Raw genomic sequence first — 17,045 nt, 5'->3', positions numbered from 1 at the left:
TTTACGGGATGTGTGTCCTGCTGCTTTCGGCAGAAACCGTACCGGATGCTGCGGTTCAAAAGCTCGCTGAAAAAGCTTTTATGCAAAAAAGTGAAGCAGCTGTGCGGCAGGTGTTTGAGCAAGGCTTACATACCCTTCCGGGCGCACAAGTGCAGGTGCAAGCGCTGACTATGCTTGCCGTATATGAGGCTTACAACGGCAGCTATACTCAAGCGGCTGCTCACTACCGCCAAGCTGCTGCGCTGAATACATCTGCAAAAACTGAGCTGCTGTTGGAGGCTGTCCGAATGTTCCTATGCGGCGGCAACTTTAATTCCGCCCGCAGTTTGCTCAGCGAAATTGCTGCAGGGCTGCCTGTCAATACTGAAAATGCGCAGTACCGCACCGCTGCCGTCTATGATGCGTGGCGGCTTTTGGCAGAAGACCGGGCAGACAGGGCATTACCCCTCATTACCGCATATAGCGGAAACAAGGCTTTTTCAGACTACCATCCGGCGCTGCTGTTTACCCTCTGGTGGGTAACCGGTGATGTCAAAGCAAAAGACCGTTTGCTGAAAGAATATCCCTCCGGGATGGAAGCAGCCGCAGTGCAAGGGGATGTAATGGTGCAGCCCTCTTCTTTTTGGTATCTCATGCCCAAAGTCCGTACACAGCCGGCTTTTTCTCAGCCTGATTCGGCAATGACGGCAGCTGCACAGCAGTCGGGAACTTCTGCCGCCTCAGTCCAAGCGGAGAATTTTCGTAGCACCGCCGTTTCTGCCTCAAGCTCCGGCACAGCCGCTCAGCATACCCACGCAGATACGGTTCAGGCAAAAGCGCTTTACTATCAGCTCGGGTTTTATAAAACAAAGCAATACGCCGAACGCCTCGCTGAAGAGCTGCAAAAGAAGCAGTTCCGTCCCATCATAAAAGAGGAAACCAGACCAAGCGGCACTGTGTATTTCGCAGTACTCATCGAAGAAAACGCAGCGGGGGACATTATGCTCCGGCTCAAGGACGCAGGTTATGAAGCCTTTCCGGTTTTCCCCTAGTGCACGACCCAAACCGGCAGCACTGGTTGAGTTAGGTTCTACACTCTGTGCCGTTGTGCTGTCTGCTGTTGTACTGCCTACTGCCGTTATCCTAGCGTCTTGCAGATCAGCGCCCCTGCAAAATGCCGGACTTCCGCTGCCTACCGACACCCAAGCAATGCTTGAATCGGTTTTTGCGGATGGGGTAGTGATGCAAGCTGCTCAAAATTTTCCTATTCCGATGAAGGACTACGACGCCTCTATTTTGCCTAATAATTATCTTTCTTTTATCGCATACAAGGGGCAGGCGCGCATTTACTTTTGGGCGCAAAATCTTTCGTCTTTTACCCTCTATATCAACAACCGGCAAGTACCGGCAAAAAATCTGTGTACCAATATGCCGGTTTGCTTTGATGCCTCGCCCTATATCCAAAACGGCATAAATACCCTCACTATCGCAAACCTTGTTCCGTTGACAGGTGCAGCAGCGGATCACGCCGATAGCAAGCCGGAAGAAGAGCCGCTGCGCACCGCTCAGGATAGCGCATTGCATCATTCCGCTGCGGCGGCGCAAACCGGGAACCAGCCTTCTTTACAGGTACGAATACCCTATCCTGTGATTATCGGAGCGCAGGGGCTGCTGCCGGGAATGCTGCAAAAAAGCCCCACACCTCCTGCCGGAACCCCGTATTCAACGGATGCGCTGGCGCTTGTTGATCAGCTGCTGACAGCAGAGACCGAGTGCGGCTTTCCGGGAGCACAGCTGGTTATCATCAAAAACGGACAGATGATTAAAAATGCTGCTTACGGCACTATCAGTAGGGTAGACAGTACCGGCACTCCGCTGGATTCTTATATTCCGGTAACACAAGATACCCTCTTTGACATTGCCAGTAATACCAAAATGTACGCAGTAAATTTTGCGCTCCAAAAACTTGTGTCCGAAAAGCAGCTTTTTTTAACGGATACCGTTCAGCAGTTTTTTCCTCAATTCAAGGATGCAAAAAAAGATAGGATAACCGGAAAGGCAGACATCACCGTATTTGATTTACTCACCCATCAGTCCGGATTTCCGGCAGGCAGTCCATATACTCAGAAAATCGCTAAACTGAAAAACGCTGATGAAAAAACGCACCGGGAGCATACCCTAGACCTCATTATGACAACACCGTTAGTGTATAAACCGCGCACATCGGTGCGCTACTCCGATATCAATTATATGCTCCTTACCTATATTATCGAAAAGATAACGGGATCAACATTGGCAGACTATGTTACCGCTCAGTTTTACCGTCCGCTCCAGCTGGAACGTATCTCTTTCACTCCATTGCAGCGCGGGTTCACTCTCGATGAAATTGCCGCAACGGAGATATATGCAAAACCGCGTACTGCGGCTGCGCTGGAAAGCAGGCAAAAAACAGAATTGATTCACGGAACCGTGCATGACGGAGAAGCCTACTACGCGCTGGAAGAAATGAGCGGTCATGCGGGGCTGTTTGCAAATGCCGCAAGCCTCGCCGTACTCGCACAGGTAATGCTCAATAACGGCGGTTATGGGACAATGCGTTTCTTTGATCCCTCTGTTGCGGCGTATTTTACCGCTCAGCAATCACTCGTTTCCAGCTTCGGACTCGGGTGGCGGCGGCAGGGTACACAAGAATACAGCTGGGCTTTCTCTCCCCTCTCATCGGGCAGTACCTTCGGGCATACCGGCTGGACAGGCACTCTCACTGTTATTGACCCCGCTGAACACTTAATCATCATCCTGCTCACCAACGCAAAAAATACAGCACCGGCGCACAATACCCGGAACAGCAGGTTTGAAGGCGATTACTATTTGGTAAAACGGTATGGAGCAATTACAACCCTTATTTACGAGGCATTCCGTCAGCCGCCGCAATCAAAACTGGACAGCTTACTTATCGAACTCGCTCAAAAAAAATATGAAATGCTGCTTGAAATCAAAGCCTTTAACAATCAAGGCTACCGCAATGATCTTGCTGCAATCATAAAAACCATACAGCTGCGTGCTGCCGGTTCTGCTGCATTGCGGGCTTTTCTCAACACCGACACGGCACACGCAATCCTATCCACTCTCAATAAATAATAATCAACACTAACGAATACTGGGGGTTCCCCTCACTCCGTTCGGGGCGCTACGTCCGCTGTTCCGCTTCCGCTCCATTCCTTCACTTCGTTCCGGAACGCCTGCGGCGCAGCTCCCATCGCTAACCCGGTCTCCCGCAGCCGTTGCCGCTTAATCAACAACCCCAATGCGGTTTGTGAGTATTACCCCGCCGCACAAATCATCCAGGCATTGCGGCAACCTCATTGCAACTAATCTTCATAATGTCCCCGGCAGGAAATCAGTATAATAACTTTTTCCTCTACTGCATACACAAGTCTATGCTCTTCATCAATCCTACGGCTCCAAAATCCTGTCAGAGAACCTTTTAACGGCTCCGGCTTACCTATTCCCTGAAACGGATCACGGCTGATATCTTTAATAAGAAGATTTATCCGTTTAAGCGTTTTTCTATCTTGTGTCTGCCAGTAAATGTAATCATTCCAAGCGTCAATGTCCCACTGTATTATCTTGTCCGGCATAAACTTAATCCTCTATCAATGCATGCTCTGCCAGCTGAAGTTTACCCGCCTTATAATCTGCCATTTTCTTTTCAAGGTAACAAATATTGCTTTCACTATAGAACGGATCTGTTGATATTTCAAACGGTATTTTTTGTTTCCTGACCGCTGTTTTTGCAAATACGCAAAATGCAGTTGTCATGGTCATGCCAATGTCGGAACAAAAGGCTTCAAACTGTTTTTTTAAGTTCTCGTCCATACGGATATTTATGTTTGTCTGTGCCATAGTAGTAACTCCTGTCTGGTTTATTCGTGCGGAGGTTTTAATACTCCGATGCTTTGAGCCGATATGTTTTGATTGTAAATATATTTATTTGCATTGTCAATATTATGGTTTGTTAGGTAAAGATACATTCGTTATTCGAGAGGATAGGGCATATTCTCAGAATCTATACTTGAGTTTTTTGCAATTGTGCGGCAATTTCCGCAATCTGCTGTCCGGTAAGACCGGCTGCTTCCAATATATCAGATCTGCTGCCCTGCATAAACAAGGTATCGGGAAAGGCGCACACCGCAGTTGCAATCCCGGTGCAATGCTTTTGAATAAGCCCTTCCAGATACTGTCCTACTCCGCCTATGGTACAGCCGTCTTCAATAATAACTACTGCACGATACTTCCGGCCCACTAGTTCCAATAATCGGGCTTCATTCAGCGGTTTTATAAAACGGAGATTATAAATGTCGGCAGCGCTACCGTGGATACTGAGTATCTCTGCAGCCGCAACGGTTTCCGGGTACATTCCTCCCGTACATATCAAAAGTACGCTGCTTTCATCTGATGCTGCGATAAGAACGCCGCAGCCGGTTTCCAGTGGCAGCGCAAATGCGGGACATTCAGAAGCGCATGTATTTTTAGGGTAACGGATTGCAACAGGAGATTCCAGCTGCAGCGCATAGTGCAGCATTGCCCGCATTTCCACTGCCGAGGCGGGCGCCAATACCGTCATGTTTGGAATACTGCGTAAAAAACAGATGTCGTAGAGTCCCTGATGCGTTTCGCCATCATAAGGGACGGCTCCCGCACGGTCGACTGCAAAGATAACTGGTAGCTTTTGCAGCGCAACGTCATGAACTACTTGGTCTATTGCCCGCTGCAAAAATGTACTGTAGATTGCTGCGATCGGCCGTAAACCGGCTGCTGCAAGCCCGGCGGCAAAGGTTACCGCGTGCTGTTCTGCAATACCGACATCAAAAAAGCGGCTCGGAAACCGCTGTTGAAACGGTTCCAGCCCTGTTCCCTGCGCCATTGCCGCCGTAATTGCAGTAATCGAGCTATTAACTTGCGCTTCATCAACCAGCGCCTGAGAAAAAGCCTTAGTAAAAGAATTACTGCTTGCCTTTTCAAGCTTGCCGTCCGCAATATTGAAGGGACCGATACCATGAAATACGGATGGATTTTCTTCAGCAAGCGAATAGCCCTTTCCTTTTTTTGTTTGAACGTGAATCAGTACCGGCGCTTGAATTTTTTTTACATTACGGAAAACTTTTTCCAGTTCTTTTTCATTATGCCCATTTAAAGGACCGACATATTCAAAGCCTACATCGGTAAAGAGGTTGTTTCTATAGAAGATTCCTTTTGCGCCGCGCTTTAGCCGGTGAATTAAAAAGTTAATCCGTCTTCCCAGTATCGGAATCTTCCCAACAGCTAAATCGAATACATACTTGAATTGCTGATACCCTTTACGGACTGTCAATCTGCTTAAATACTCCGAAACAGCCCGTATATTGGGAGAGATAGACATTTTATTATCATTGAGGATAACAACAAGGTTTTTAGTGCTCGGTGTAATGTTGAGGAGGGCTTCAAAAGCCATCCCTCCGCTCAGCGCACCATCACCGATAACTGCTATCACCTTACCGCTTTGGTTCAGAAGCTGCCGGCCCGTTAAAAGCCCTTCAGCAGCAGAAATTGAAGTAGAAGCATGTCCGGTATTGAAAATGTCATGCAGACTTTCTTCCCGTTTAGGAAAACCTGCCACACCGTCTTTTAATCTGAGGGTAGAAAAGCGGTCGTACCTACCCGTGAGAAGTTTATGCGGATAGGATTGATGTCCCACATCCCAGATCATTGCATCGTCAGGGCTGGAAAATACCCGGTGCAATGCGATTGTGAGTTCAATAACCCCAAGATTACTTGCAAGGTGCCCGCCGTTTGCGCTGACTGTCTCCAAAATAACATCACGCATTTCCTGCGCTAGAGTCTGTATATCTTTTCTGGAAAGGCTTTTGAGGTCTTTCGGGCTGTGTATGGATGAGAGTATATTTTTATTCATGTATATGTTCAGTAATGCAGGATCAAGACAAATAAAAAAGGGCTGTATGGAGAGTCACCAACGCCCTTTCTCATCATTAATAAAAGCGGTAGAATAATACGCTCTTAAATAATCTTGCTGTATCTCCTTATTAGCGGCATCATACCCTCTCAAAGGAGGAAAAACCGCAAGATTATTACTTATTCTTATGTCTATTCTTTCGAAGCTTCTTCTTCCGTTTATGCGTTGCTATCTTCTGTCGCTTTCGTTTTTTTCCGCAGGGCACGTGAACACACTCCTTATATATAAAGATAGATGATCATATCCGAACGGCTCTTAAAAGTCAAGACTCCGTATTGCATCATTTGTTCGTGAAAAAAATCGTGGCCGCTGCAATCTTCCTTAAATATTTTCTCTGCATAGCGTTTTGCAGCCGCAATAGTTTTTGTTTTATGCTCATCATGCATCCATCATACCTCTACGCAATTCAGTTCATCCATCATTGCCGGACGTCTTTTATATTTGATACGGAACTCGTCAAGTATCTTTTTGACGAGGTTATTACCGTTGGGGTACGGCAGCATCCGTATGAGATATGCTGCGATTTCAGCATAGGTTGTTCTGCTTGATACCGGTTCTGCCATTTCGCGTATCACCGTTTCATATTTTTCCAATATCCGATCAGGAGCCAAATCTTTTACCTTTTCTTCATAGCGTAAAATGTAGTACAAACTGGGAGCCTGCAATGCCATTTCCAGCAGCCGATCATAGAACCCCTCATAATTATATAATTCATCAAGATTTCTGACATGTGCAAAAATCTTTTCACGTTCTTTTACCCACTCGTCTTCGCTATAGAGGGTTTTCAATTCTTTATAAACTTCAAGATCGCCGCGCTGGTAGTCTAATATCAGATGCCATAACTCATTTTTATAGGCTTCCATTTGATTCGTTTTTAAATACAGTGCTGCCAACTGTTTGCTGTAATCGCGCATTATACCGGGCAAGTCGCCAAACAGTTCTTTACCTTCTTCATAAAGCCGTATTGCTTCTTCAAACCGGTTGAGCCGGATACATTCTTCCGCGTAATATGATCGAACTTGCTCTATACTGATATATTTTTTACAATATTCATCTCGATATTCTTGCGGAAGCTGTAACTGCTCCATAAGTTGAATACGATACAAAACCCAGTTTGACAGTTCATACCTATCGCTGAAATTCATAGGTAAGCTATATACAGATTTTTCATCCTCCGCTCTATCGCTGCCGTCTGATAAAGACCGTATCTGCTCATCACATAGAATCAGTTTATCGTGTAAAAATTCCGGTTCGGAAAAATGTTTAAACAACATCTCCTCAATATACGTTGTAAGATAGTCGGCTATATCTGCTGTGAGGATGTTTTTTATCTGAAAGTACAGCATTCTGCGTGTCGAACTATCACAAGCATCACAGAGAATACGCCAGAAATCAATACAAAGGTATGCCAATGCTCCTGTAGTACCATTTGAATCATCAATATGGAGACTGTTGAGGGTCATAAAGCAAAAGCGGATAAACTCAAACGCCGGCATATATTCTTTACGGTCAATGAGGCCAGTAGCCGTTTCGGATAAGAACTCTTCATATTCTCTATGAAAATTCCATGAAGCCCCGTATGAAATAAAGCCATGCTCATTTTCATTTTGCTTACAAATACGCACAATCTGTTTTTCGTATGAACGCACATCGCTTCGAGAAAGTTGAGTACCGGAAGCTATTTTAAATTTTTGCAGCAATACATCATCTTTCTGTAAGAGTGTAATGAGAAAGTCTTTTATTGTTCTATCATCTGCATGTTCAACAAGGGATGCAATTTCAGCGTTATTCATCATATCTCCTTTTCGTTTGAAAAATAAACCTGTTCGGAAACTTCCGTTTCTGAACAGGTTACCTTGAAATGCGATGTTCTAAATCGTGCTATTTGCGCGATGCGAGAACTCGTCGACCTATTCGAAAACGCAGTTATCGAATAGGTCGAGTATAGGCTGTTTTTGCTTTTTTATGGAAGAGCGTCAACCCGTTTTTTGAGAGTAGGCCATCGGGCATCCCTAAAAATCTAAGTTCAGTTTTGAGAGGTGTTCTATAGTACAACTTGCCATCATTTCGTTTTCAGCCAAAATATATCGTCATCAGACAAACTTTTACCGGTTGTGCGGACAGCTTATTCAAAAAGACGTATAAACGAACTATGCGATTTAAGGATTTTGTAAAAGAACATATTCCGGTTTATAGTGTTTCTGTGGCCTTGGCGATTGCTTCCGTGTTTTTCGGGTTGTTGCCGTATTATGCGGTGTACCGGCTGCTGCTGCGTATTGTGCAGGGCTGCAATGGGCGGACGGTGTTGTGGTATGCACTGTTGATTTTGCTGTCGCTTGCGCTCGAAATCCTGATGCACTGTCTTTCAACCGCTCTTTCGCATAAGACGGCGTTTTCTATTTTGAAAAAAGTGCGGCTTTCCATTACGGAAAAAATGATGCGTATGCCGCTGGGCTACATGCAAGCAAAAGGGAGCGGCTACTTTCACAGCCTCTTGATTGACAGCCTCGAGCACCTCGAATATCCGCTTGCGCACGCAATCCCCGAAACGACTTCAAACGTCCTGCTGCCTGTCAGTGTTATCGCGCTGCTTTTCAGCTTCGACTGGCGGATGGGGCTTTCGGTATTGATTCCCGCCGCGCTGACGCTGCTGTTTTATCTTCCGATGTATATCGGCATTATGAACGAATTTGCTGCTACCTATTATACCATGCTCGAAAATATGAACGGGAGAGTTATTGAATATATCCGCGGAAATAAGGAAATCAAAATTTTCGGGAGAGAGGATGCGGCGCTTTCCCACTATGAAACCTCCATCGACGAATATAAAACGGCAACGCTGCGACTTTATAATCGAATGTATGTTGCAGCGTCTCCTTCGATTGTTTTACTATCTTCGCTTTTGGCAAGCGTACTGAGTGTCGGCGGCTTTTTATATTGCGCCGGCAGTTTAAGTGCACACTTGTATTTGTTTTCCGTGTTGGTGTCTGTCGGGATCGGCACTTCGCTTTTGAAGTTCACGGAATTTATGGATAACTTTTATTACATTAAAAACGGCGAACGCCTCATCAACGAAGTTCTCTCTGTTCCTGAATTACAAGAACCAGATACAGCCGCCGGTGAAATACCGAATAACGACATTGCACTGCATCATGTTTCTTTTGCGTATGAAGATGTCCAGGTGCTGCATGATATTTCACTTGTGTTCCCTGAAAAAACAAAGACGGCGATTGTCGGGCATTCAGGTTCCGGTAAAACGACCGTCGCGAATCTTATTGCACGCTTTTGGGATGTACAGGAAGGAAGTATAACAATAGGCGGTGTTGCGTATCGAGATTTATCTTTGGATCAGCTGATGCAGCGGGTCAACTATGTAACGCAGGATACTTTTTTATTCAACATGACGATTATGGAAAATATACGGCTTGGGAAGCCCGATGCTTCCGATGAGGAAGTGATTGAAGCGGCGAAGAAAGCTCATTGCCACGAGTTTATCATTGCGTTTGAGAATGGCTACAATACGAGTGCAGGAGATGATGGTGCAAAATTGTCGGGAGGTCAACGGCAGCGGATTATTATTGCACGGGCTTTGTTGCGAAACGCACCGATACTGATTCTTGACGAAGCAACCGCTTATGCTGATATGGAAAACCAGCACAAAATTCAAAAGTCGCTTGAAGAATTGTGCAAAGACAAAACGCTCATTGTAATTGCACACCGGTTATCAACGGTTACCGGCTGCGATCAAATTATCGTGATGAATAACGGAACGGTTGCTGCAACGGGAACACACGGCGAACTGTTGAAGCAATCACCGCTGTATGCAAAGCTGTGGAGTACGCAGGTGCAGAGCCGGAACTGGAAGCTGGAAAGGGTAATGGGGGAATCGGTATGTTAAAAACGGTGCGGGATTTTATTAAGTTGATTATTTATGCGCTCCGATAAATTTATCACCGTTAAAGTGAATCATGTGTGTCGGATTATCTGCAATCCATACCTCCGTTTCCCATGCTATGTCACCGATATAGTGCGCAAATACCTTTTTATCGGGAAAAGCAGAAATATATACTTTGTCAATCATGACGGATGAAAAGAGTGCTTCAAGTTCAATATAGCGTTTGCTATCGACCGGGCCATGAGAAGTAACTGATTCAATGAGTACCAACAAGGCTTTTTCTTTCGCGTATAAAATTACGTCCGGCATTTTTCCGTGTTGCTGTATATTAAACAATAAATTTCCGGCAAGCTCTTGATCGTAATATCCCCATTTTTCACCGGTATCACCTACGTACACAAGTAAACTTTCCGGCAAAAATCGAGGTGCCATTTGTTCAATAATATCTCGAATTAATTCGCTATGCTTTCCCGGTGAGATTTGAATTGAGTGATTTTCTTTTATTTTAATCGAAACCATCTTCATTTGACGTTCATGCGCGTATTGCTGTATAAGTGTCGGTTTTTGTTTTATAAAATCATCAAGCATTTTAGTAAAATCTTTTGTTTTATATAATTTGATTATTTGCAATGCTTCGGCTGATATTTGATATACGGCATTGGGACTATTAACCGGTCGTGCAGGATCGTCTGGATTATAGAGAGCTATTCCTGCTTGTACCATTTGATGAGTACTAAATCTCCTAAATGTTTCGCGCGTATTTGGGGCATATATTTTATTATAATATTTTTTTGCAAAGTTCATCATTGGGGTAATACCCATCAACGGGTTTTCAGCATTTTTCCACTCTTTTTCCGGTGTCATATTTAAGAGTGAAAGTAGGCAATATGCTGTCCGTTCATTTTGCTGTGCTTTCGGCATTCCAAACAAAGTAAGCAGATTAATTGCCTTTTCAATTTTTTGTTGTATTTGTTCGTTTAGTTGCATAATGCGATAGACTCCACACGTGAATCAAAAAGCGGTTGATTCCATTGATTTGATTGTTGCAGCCGTTTTCCCAGCTCTTTTAATTTCTGTAGATTAGGATACGGGATGTTTCGTAAATCTGTTGCATTTACTTGGGTATGACCGCTAAATAGTCGAAAATTTCTATCAATATACGTTGAATTAAGCCAACAAATTAAGCCGTATGAAATATCCTCAGGTAATGAAGCTTTATTTATATGAAAAATATTCAGGTGATTTTCAAACGCAATACCATCAGTTATAAAATCTTGCGGCGTAATAAGTGAAGCAATAATACGCTTGGGTTCTTCTTTTGTTGAAAAGCGCTTTACTGCAACATAAAAACCTTTTGGGAACAGTAATTTAGCAACATCTTCAGAATATAAAATTGCATTAGGCTTTTTTGATTGCTTTGGCCATTCAAGACGGAAATGTCGTAAATGAAGAGGATATATCAGAGGATAAGCTCCGTCTTGATAGTCTTGTAGTAAAATATCCCGTTTTCTGAAATCTACAACCGGTCCGGTAGAAACATTGATATGTAAATCTTTCAAAGTTGAATAACTGGAAAATGTTTCCGTATGAATCTTTTTTTCTTCGGGAATATGCAAGTATTTTTCTTTATCAAATGGATTAAGAATTTGAGAAAAATCAGCATCAAATACTTTAAAATCTGCAAACGACTCATCAGTGCAATAAGATACGCTTACTTTTTCTTGCTGTACATTTTTTTGCAGCATAATAATAATATTTTCCTGCAAAACCGCTTCATCCTTAAATGCTTTACTTCGCGACTTAAACAGATGGATATGTTTTATTGCACAGTGTTTCAAAATAAACTCTCGAAAGGGTTTATAATAAACACCATTACAAAAGCTTCTTGGAATAATAGCAACAATATGCCCCAAGTCTTCAGTAATTGCAATAGCGGCTCCGATAAAGGCAGTGTATAAATTGACCGTCTCAAGACCAAAAACACGAGCGGCATGACGTTCCATAGAATGAGTTACTATTTTTTTATAGGGTGGATTCATAATGACATGGGTATATGTCTTGTTTATATTCCATGTGTATTCAAATGCCGTTTTTGTAAGGAAATTTTCGGAAATTATTTCATAATCGGCTTTATTAAAACATGCACATGCTATATTTTTCTCTAATGTTTGCAATACCGATTCATCAATGTCGTATGCAGAAACAGAAACATCCGGCGCTTTCCAGTTTTCCTGCCGAATCCGTTCTAAAAAAGTGCAGGAAAGTGCTCCGATACCGGCTCCGGGATCGAGCAACCGTATTTTTTGATCGGTAACCGGAAATAAAGACGCCATAAAGCGGGCAATCGGATAGGGGGTAAAATATTGCCCTAAACGTGCCTTGTGTTCTATAGCGGTATTTGCCGCATGAGTAAGTCTTTCTTCCTCCAGTGTCTCTGCCAGTGCAAACATACTGTCTTATAGCATATTTTGAGATTTTGTGGGAGAGGGAAAAGAATATGCCTGAAGATTTCGCACTTACATTATAAATGCTGTATTCTATATATTAGTTTACGCATTCCATACGCTTACCACGTTTTAAAGCAAGTCATTATTATGAAATGATTTATACGGTTATAATATAGAATCACTGATATGGGGACTAGAAAATCAATTAAATTTATCATATAATGTATACTCGCAGGGGTATGTAAATGATTCTAGAAGATTCTTACTTTTATATAGATTTTGATGATGAAAACGCTATTTTTTCTAAATTTAATGATTATGCTAACAAGACTAAGAAACAGGTATATGTAGTGAAAAAAGCTTTAGCTACTAATTATTCTTATATGTATGATAATGCATGCGCTGTTTTAATTCCGAATTGCAGAATAATGATTACTAATTTAAAAGAGGAAGAAAAAGATTTTACTACATACTTTGAAGACTTCATTGAAGATCTGGGGGTCCTTTCTGATAAATATAATTATCGAGAAGTTTTAGGTCGGCCCCGTGAATGGAAAAATCTCATAAAAAAATATGGCTATAATGATATAAAAAAGGACGTTAAGGATATAATTGATGATATACAAGAGAATAATCAAGATAATATACGAAAAATTGAATTATTAACATCGCTTTTAATAGGAAGTATTAATGATATAAAGAGAATTGGAAAAGAAACTCCTGTTACCCTTTTGGATAAGGTAAAGAGAAAAATTGTATTGTTTGATGGTACTCAAAGCAATTTTATCTATAAGAATTATAATGATAAAAAAGAAATACGGATACAAGGTTTAGCAGGAACAGGTAAAACAGAATTATTACTTCATAAAATTCGAGAACTATACATTAATGAAGCTGAATACTCAATAGTTTTTACTTGTTATAATACTATTCTAGAAGATGATATGCATTTTCGTATTCCAAAATTTTTTAATTTCATGCGAGTTGAAGAACAAATTGAGTGGAATAAGCGACTGTGGATTATGCGTGCATGGGGGTCAGGGAAAAATTATTCATGCGGAGTTTATAGTTTTATTTGTCAGAAGTATGATATTCCTTTCTCCCCATTTGGAAAAAATACGCCACGATTTGATATTTTATGTAAAGAAGCTGTAGAAGCATTAAAATTAAAGCAACCACCTATCGAACCGTGTTTCGATTATATTTTTATAGATGAGAGCCAAGATTTTGCTGAGCCTTTTTTTGAGTTATGTTCAATGATTACCAGAAAACAACTTTTCATTGCTGGTGATATTTTTCAAAATATTTTTGAAACTAATATATCTACCGCAAATACTGATTTCATATTGAGTAGATGCTATAGAACTGAACCTAAAACACTTATGCTTGCGCATGCAATTGGTATGGGTTTATATGAATCCCCTCCATTGCGCTGGCTTGACGATTCAGAATGGGAAGCTTGCGGATATATCATTAATAAAGCTAATGGTAAATATATTTTAACTAGGAATCCAATACGTAGATTTGAAGATATAGAAGTGAATTATAAGACATTAACACTAACAAAATATAATAATGATAATACTATTATTGACGAAATTGAAGCATGCATACAAAGAATTAAAGCTAATAATCAATCACTAGTACCAGACGATATTGCAATAATTTTTTTAGAAAGCGATATGTTTCATAATTATCATACAGCAAATTTATTGGAAAGTATGTTATATGAAAAATTTGGCTGGTCGGTCAATAAGGGGTATGAAACAAAGCAACGACAAGAAAATACAATTTTTATAAGTAACATAAATAATATAAAGGGGCTTGAGTTCTGTTTTGTTTTGCTTATTTCTGAAAAAAAAATAACAACAAACTTTCGAGTAAGAAATGCAATATATATGGCTTTGACACGATCCTTAATTAGTTCTTATTTTTTTATTAATGAAAAAGAAAATGAAAAGTTTATAGAAATATATAGTAAAGCAATAAAGCAAATAGAGCAAAATAATGCAATAATTATTCAAGAACCTTCACAGGAATTAAAAGAAATTATAAAGACAAATTTCGTAAAAAGAAAAAATGAAAAAAATGATATACAGGAAATAATAGAATATCTTTCAGCAGCTTATAATTTAACATTAGAACAGAAAAATGATGTTAAGATGTTTTCAAAGAAAGCCTTACCAAAATCAATGAATAGAAATGAAATAACAGATAGAATAGAAAAAATTATTCAGGCAGTGGTAAAATAATGAATCATGGAAAAGAATTTAGATTCTACGCTTATAAGAAGATGATAAGCTTCACACATTCTATAAGATCACGAAAAGATATTATTGAATTAATTTTAAACCTTATAACAAAAGAATATTTGTCCGATAGTCAACATAAGCAAGATATATCTATTATTTTTTACATGGCTAAAATGGTACGAGTTTTTATTTATGAAAGACTAGATAAAATACATTCATTTAATATTCCATTTTTAATAAAAGGAACGCATGATGGTTTTGGATTTTTTAATAAGCAGAATATACTAATCACTGCAGAAATTGTTTCTTTCCTGAAAGCAGTGTTTTATCAGGTTGATATAGCAAATCCTAAACTTTACAGCAATATTGAACACATTTTTGATATACTGAATGAATATAATATTAAAGAAGAGTTATTCGATAGTTATTTTGGATTAATTATAGATTTACTTTCTTTTGAACCAGGTTATTTACGATATGATCATGATGTAGATAACATAAAAATCAACCATCCTGAGTATCATATTGATTTCAATTATTCACAAAATGGAACGTTTAAACTTGGTTTAAATAAAATACTATCAGAGTATGATTTTATAAATCTTGTCGATATACAATCTTGTAAGATATTTTTTATAAATAACTAAATACTATACATTAGTTGTTTTGATGAATAATTTTTATTTATCTTAAAATACTATTTACAGATTGATAAGGACATATTCTTCCAAAATCATGGATTCCGTATTAAAATTATAAAGTTACATCCTATAATAATGTATGCGCAGTATATTATATTTTAAAACAAGTTGTTATTATACAATGATTTATGCAATTATAATACGAATTCTCTGCTTCCCAAACGGACAAGGATGTCCATGGTTCCACACAGCAGCGATGTTTTTTTCTCCGCAAAAAACTCGCGTCCAAGAATTGGACAAGGATGTACATTCAGAAGCGGCACGGATGCCATTGGTATTAAAAACAGCAGCGATGTTTTTTTCTCCGCAAAAAACTCGCGTCCAAGAATTGGACAAGGATGTACATTCAGAAAAGCGGCACGGATGTCGCTGGTATTACACAGCAGCGATGTTTTGACGTAAGGCAAAACTCGTCGTCAAAAATGTACAAGGATGTACATTTTTGACAGTGCGTGAGGGATTGCAGCGGTAGCCATCTTCAAGCGTTGTACTTCCGTGTACAACGCTTGAGAACGAGTTTGACTTTTTAAAATGTCAAACTCGTTTCTTAATGGAACCACGTCCGTCCGTGGACGTTCTGAAGCAACAATTTTTGCAGTGCTGTTTAGAACCGCCGTCAGCCATGGCGGAGGTATGAGGAGAAACACTGTCTCTATAATGCAGTAACGGCAAAAAGCTACAAGCGAAAAGCCCGCCGGTTTACGCTGCGGCACATAATTGTGCGGCGTAAACCGGCACGCCCGAAATCATACTATTATAATTAAAAAATATAATTTTACTCATAGCCTCACATTTCCACTTATGCTTGCAGTCAAAATATATCGTAGGAAGACAATGTTTCGTTTGTTGTACGGACAGCGGACGGGAAAATGATATAGAATTGCAGAAATGGGGGAATCGGTATGTTAAAAACGGTGCGGGATTTTATCAAGTTGATGAGCGGACAAAAGAGGGCACTGTATGCTTCGCTTGTGTTGAGCTTTTTTGACGGCTGGCTGATTGTGGTTCCTTTGCTGGCAGCGTTTCATATTACTGCGCGGATGCCGGAATTTAATCCTGATGTTGCGGAGGCTTTGACAATGCCGGTAATGATCCGGTATTCGCTGATTATGTTGGCGAGTATTCTTGCCCGCATCGTGCTGCGCTACCTTGTTTCGTGTCTGCGGTCGGGCGCTTCTCAAGGATGCACCGATTATCCTCTTGGATGAGGTAACGGCAAATGTCGATGCGGAAAATGAGCAGCTGATTCAAACGGCTTTACAGGAACTTTTGAAAAATAAAACGGTGATTATGAGTGCGCATAAACTTTCTACTATACAGAACGCGGATCAGATTCTCGTGCTGGAAAACGGAACAATCAGTCAGCGCGGCTCTCATGTAGAGCTGATTGCACAAGAGGGGCTATATCGGCGGCTGTGGGATATTCAATATGAAGCGGAGCGGTGGAGAATGTAGGGGGAAACACACAAAGGATTCTCTATGATGCGCATAGCCCTAATGATTTTAAAAGGATCTGGCAACTTGCCAAGTATTAGTAGACACATTAAATTTAATGGGCGTATTACGGAACCGACACGGATGTCGCTGGTTCTATACAGTAACAAGTTTGCAATGCAAATTTGCAGCCTAAAAATACCTGTGTATACACCAGAAAATAAAATAATTTTTCTTGCAGATTTTTCCTTTTCGTGCTATAATTAGCTCCATACGCGATTTATTGTTGAACACCGGTTTTTAGCCGGTATTCACGATAAATCCGCA

13 protein-coding genes and 1 pseudogene are annotated in these 17,045 nt (G+C 41.0%); 8 read left to right on the top strand and 6 right to left on the bottom strand.

Annotated features, from left to right (window positions below):
• The first annotated feature begins 8 nt into the window (after positions 1-8).
• Both ACTTJ8_RS07115 and pbp4b read left to right on the top strand, forming a co-directional pair.
• On the top strand, positions 9-1,031 hold the full coding sequence (locus ACTTJ8_RS07115) for an SPOR domain-containing protein (RefSeq protein WP_442718827.1): 1,023 nt from the start codon (positions 9-11) through the stop codon (positions 1,029-1,031).
• Positions 1,006-3,117 (top strand): penicillin binding protein PBP4B, encoded by a 2,112-nt coding sequence (gene pbp4b, locus ACTTJ8_RS07110; protein WP_442718828.1) that lies wholly within the window; start codon positions 1,006-1,008, stop codon positions 3,115-3,117. The genes ACTTJ8_RS07115 and pbp4b overlap by 26 nt, the downstream gene beginning before the upstream one ends.
• Positions 3,118-3,347: 230 nt before the next feature.
• Here the strand turns inward: pbp4b and ACTTJ8_RS07105 are convergent, their stop codons facing one another.
• The 4 genes from ACTTJ8_RS07105 to ACTTJ8_RS07090 form a co-directional block, all read right to left on the bottom strand.
• On the bottom strand, positions 3,348-3,617 hold the full coding sequence (locus tag ACTTJ8_RS07105; protein ID WP_442715999.1) for a Txe/YoeB family addiction module toxin: 270 nt from the start codon (positions 3,615-3,617) through the stop codon (positions 3,348-3,350).
• A 4-nt stretch (positions 3,618-3,621) separates the two neighbouring features.
• A complete protein-coding gene (locus tag ACTTJ8_RS07100) occupies positions 3,622-3,882 on the bottom strand; it encodes a type II toxin-antitoxin system RelB/DinJ family antitoxin (protein WP_442716000.1) in 261 nt (86 codons plus the stop codon).
• Positions 3,883-4,045: 163 nt separating this feature from the next.
• On the bottom strand, positions 4,046-5,929 hold the full coding sequence (dxs, locus tag ACTTJ8_RS07095; RefSeq protein WP_442716001.1) for a 1-deoxy-D-xylulose-5-phosphate synthase: 1,884 nt from the start codon (positions 5,927-5,929) through the stop codon (positions 4,046-4,048).
• 449 nt (positions 5,930-6,378) lie between these two features.
• The gene (locus ACTTJ8_RS07090; RefSeq protein WP_442716002.1) at positions 6,379-7,785 is read right to left on the bottom strand and encodes a hypothetical protein; all 1,407 of its coding nucleotides are present in this window, start codon (positions 7,783-7,785) and stop codon (positions 6,379-6,381) included.
• A 356-nt stretch (positions 7,786-8,141) separates the two neighbouring features.
• Between ACTTJ8_RS07090 and ACTTJ8_RS07085 the strand changes: the two genes are divergently transcribed.
• Positions 8,142-9,887, top strand: a complete 1,746-nt coding sequence (locus ACTTJ8_RS07085) for an ABC transporter ATP-binding protein (protein ID WP_442720750.1) — start codon at positions 8,142-8,144, stop codon at positions 9,885-9,887.
• Between the two features lie 27 nt (positions 9,888-9,914).
• Here the strand turns inward: ACTTJ8_RS07085 and ACTTJ8_RS07080 are convergent, their stop codons facing one another.
• Both ACTTJ8_RS07080 and ACTTJ8_RS07075 read right to left on the bottom strand, forming a co-directional pair.
• Positions 9,915-10,871 (bottom strand): BsuBI/PstI family type II restriction endonuclease, encoded by a 957-nt coding sequence (locus tag ACTTJ8_RS07080; protein ID WP_442716004.1) that lies wholly within the window; start codon positions 10,869-10,871, stop codon positions 9,915-9,917.
• On the bottom strand, positions 10,862-12,334 hold the full coding sequence (locus ACTTJ8_RS07075; protein WP_442720749.1) for an Eco57I restriction-modification methylase domain-containing protein: 1,473 nt from the start codon (positions 12,332-12,334) through the stop codon (positions 10,862-10,864). Before ACTTJ8_RS07075 ends, ACTTJ8_RS07080 begins: the two co-directional genes overlap by 10 nt.
• A gap of 242 nt (positions 12,335-12,576) precedes the next feature.
• Here ACTTJ8_RS07075 and ACTTJ8_RS07070 point away from each other — a divergent pair, with 242 nt between their 5' ends.
• From ACTTJ8_RS07070 to ACTTJ8_RS07050, 5 genes and pseudogenes are all read left to right on the top strand, one after another.
• Positions 12,577-14,583 carry an STM2767 family DEAD/DEAH box helicase gene (locus tag ACTTJ8_RS07070; RefSeq protein WP_442716006.1) on the top strand — a complete coding sequence of 669 codons (2,007 nt, stop codon included), beginning with the start codon at positions 12,577-12,579 and terminating at the stop codon, positions 14,581-14,583.
• Entirely contained in the window at positions 14,583-15,230 is a 648-nt protein-coding gene (locus ACTTJ8_RS07065; protein WP_487248076.1) for an STM2766 family helicase-associated protein, read from the top strand. Before ACTTJ8_RS07070 ends, ACTTJ8_RS07065 begins: the two co-directional genes overlap by 1 nt.
• A gap of 175 nt (positions 15,231-15,405) precedes the next feature.
• Entirely contained in the window at positions 15,406-15,681 is a 276-nt protein-coding gene (locus tag ACTTJ8_RS07060) for a hypothetical protein (protein ID WP_442720747.1), read from the top strand.
• Between the two features lie 505 nt (positions 15,682-16,186).
• Positions 16,187-16,492, top strand: coding sequence for a hypothetical protein (locus ACTTJ8_RS07055; protein ID WP_442720746.1), 306 nt, complete (start codon positions 16,187-16,189; stop codon positions 16,490-16,492).
• Positions 16,452-16,739 (top strand): annotated as a pseudogene (locus ACTTJ8_RS07050) (ABC transporter ATP-binding protein); the annotation flags it as partial. The gene ACTTJ8_RS07055 and the pseudogene ACTTJ8_RS07050, both read left to right, overlap by 41 nt.
• Between the last annotated feature and the right edge of the window lie 306 nt (positions 16,740-17,045).

The organism is Treponema sp. (genome assembly GCF_052169735.1).
Classification (GTDB): domain Bacteria; phylum Spirochaetota; class Spirochaetia; order Treponematales; family Treponemataceae; genus Treponema.
The sequence above is the reverse complement of the archived record's forward strand: the minus strand, read 5'-3'. Positions and strand labels throughout refer to the sequence as shown.

What these genes read in the sequence shown, in the direction of transcription:
- ACTTJ8_RS07115 (WP_442718827.1), top strand. Translation starts at nt 9, where the DNA reads ATGTGTGTCCTGCTGCTTTCGGCAGAAACCGTACCGGATGCTGCGGTT.
- pbp4b (WP_442718828.1), top strand. Translation starts at nt 1,006, where the DNA reads ATGAAGCCTTTCCGGTTTTCCCCTAGTGCACGACCCAAACCGGCAGCA.
- ACTTJ8_RS07105 (WP_442715999.1), bottom strand. Translation starts at nt 3,617, where the DNA reads ATGCCGGACAAGATAATACAGTGGGACATTGACGCTTGGAATGATTAC.
- ACTTJ8_RS07100 (WP_442716000.1), bottom strand. Translation starts at nt 3,882, where the DNA reads ATGGCACAGACAAACATAAATATCCGTATGGACGAGAACTTAAAAAAA.
- dxs (WP_442716001.1), bottom strand. Translation starts at nt 5,929, where the DNA reads ATGAATAAAAATATACTCTCATCCATACACAGCCCGAAAGACCTCAAA.
- ACTTJ8_RS07090 (WP_442716002.1), bottom strand. Translation starts at nt 7,785, where the DNA reads ATGATGAATAACGCTGAAATTGCATCCCTTGTTGAACATGCAGATGAT.
- ACTTJ8_RS07085 (WP_442720750.1), top strand. Translation starts at nt 8,142, where the DNA reads ATGCGATTTAAGGATTTTGTAAAAGAACATATTCCGGTTTATAGTGTT.
- ACTTJ8_RS07080 (WP_442716004.1), bottom strand. Translation starts at nt 10,871, where the DNA reads ATGCAACTAAACGAACAAATACAACAAAAAATTGAAAAGGCAATTAAT.
- ACTTJ8_RS07075 (WP_442720749.1), bottom strand. Translation starts at nt 12,334, where the DNA reads ATGTTTGCACTGGCAGAGACACTGGAGGAAGAAAGACTTACTCATGCG.
- ACTTJ8_RS07070 (WP_442716006.1), top strand. Translation starts at nt 12,577, where the DNA reads ATGATTCTAGAAGATTCTTACTTTTATATAGATTTTGATGATGAAAAC.
- ACTTJ8_RS07065 (WP_487248076.1), top strand. Translation starts at nt 14,583, where the DNA reads ATGAATCATGGAAAAGAATTTAGATTCTACGCTTATAAGAAGATGATA.
- ACTTJ8_RS07060 (WP_442720747.1), top strand. Translation starts at nt 15,406, where the DNA reads ATGATTTATGCAATTATAATACGAATTCTCTGCTTCCCAAACGGACAA.
- ACTTJ8_RS07055 (WP_442720746.1), top strand. Translation starts at nt 16,187, where the DNA reads ATGTTAAAAACGGTGCGGGATTTTATCAAGTTGATGAGCGGACAAAAG.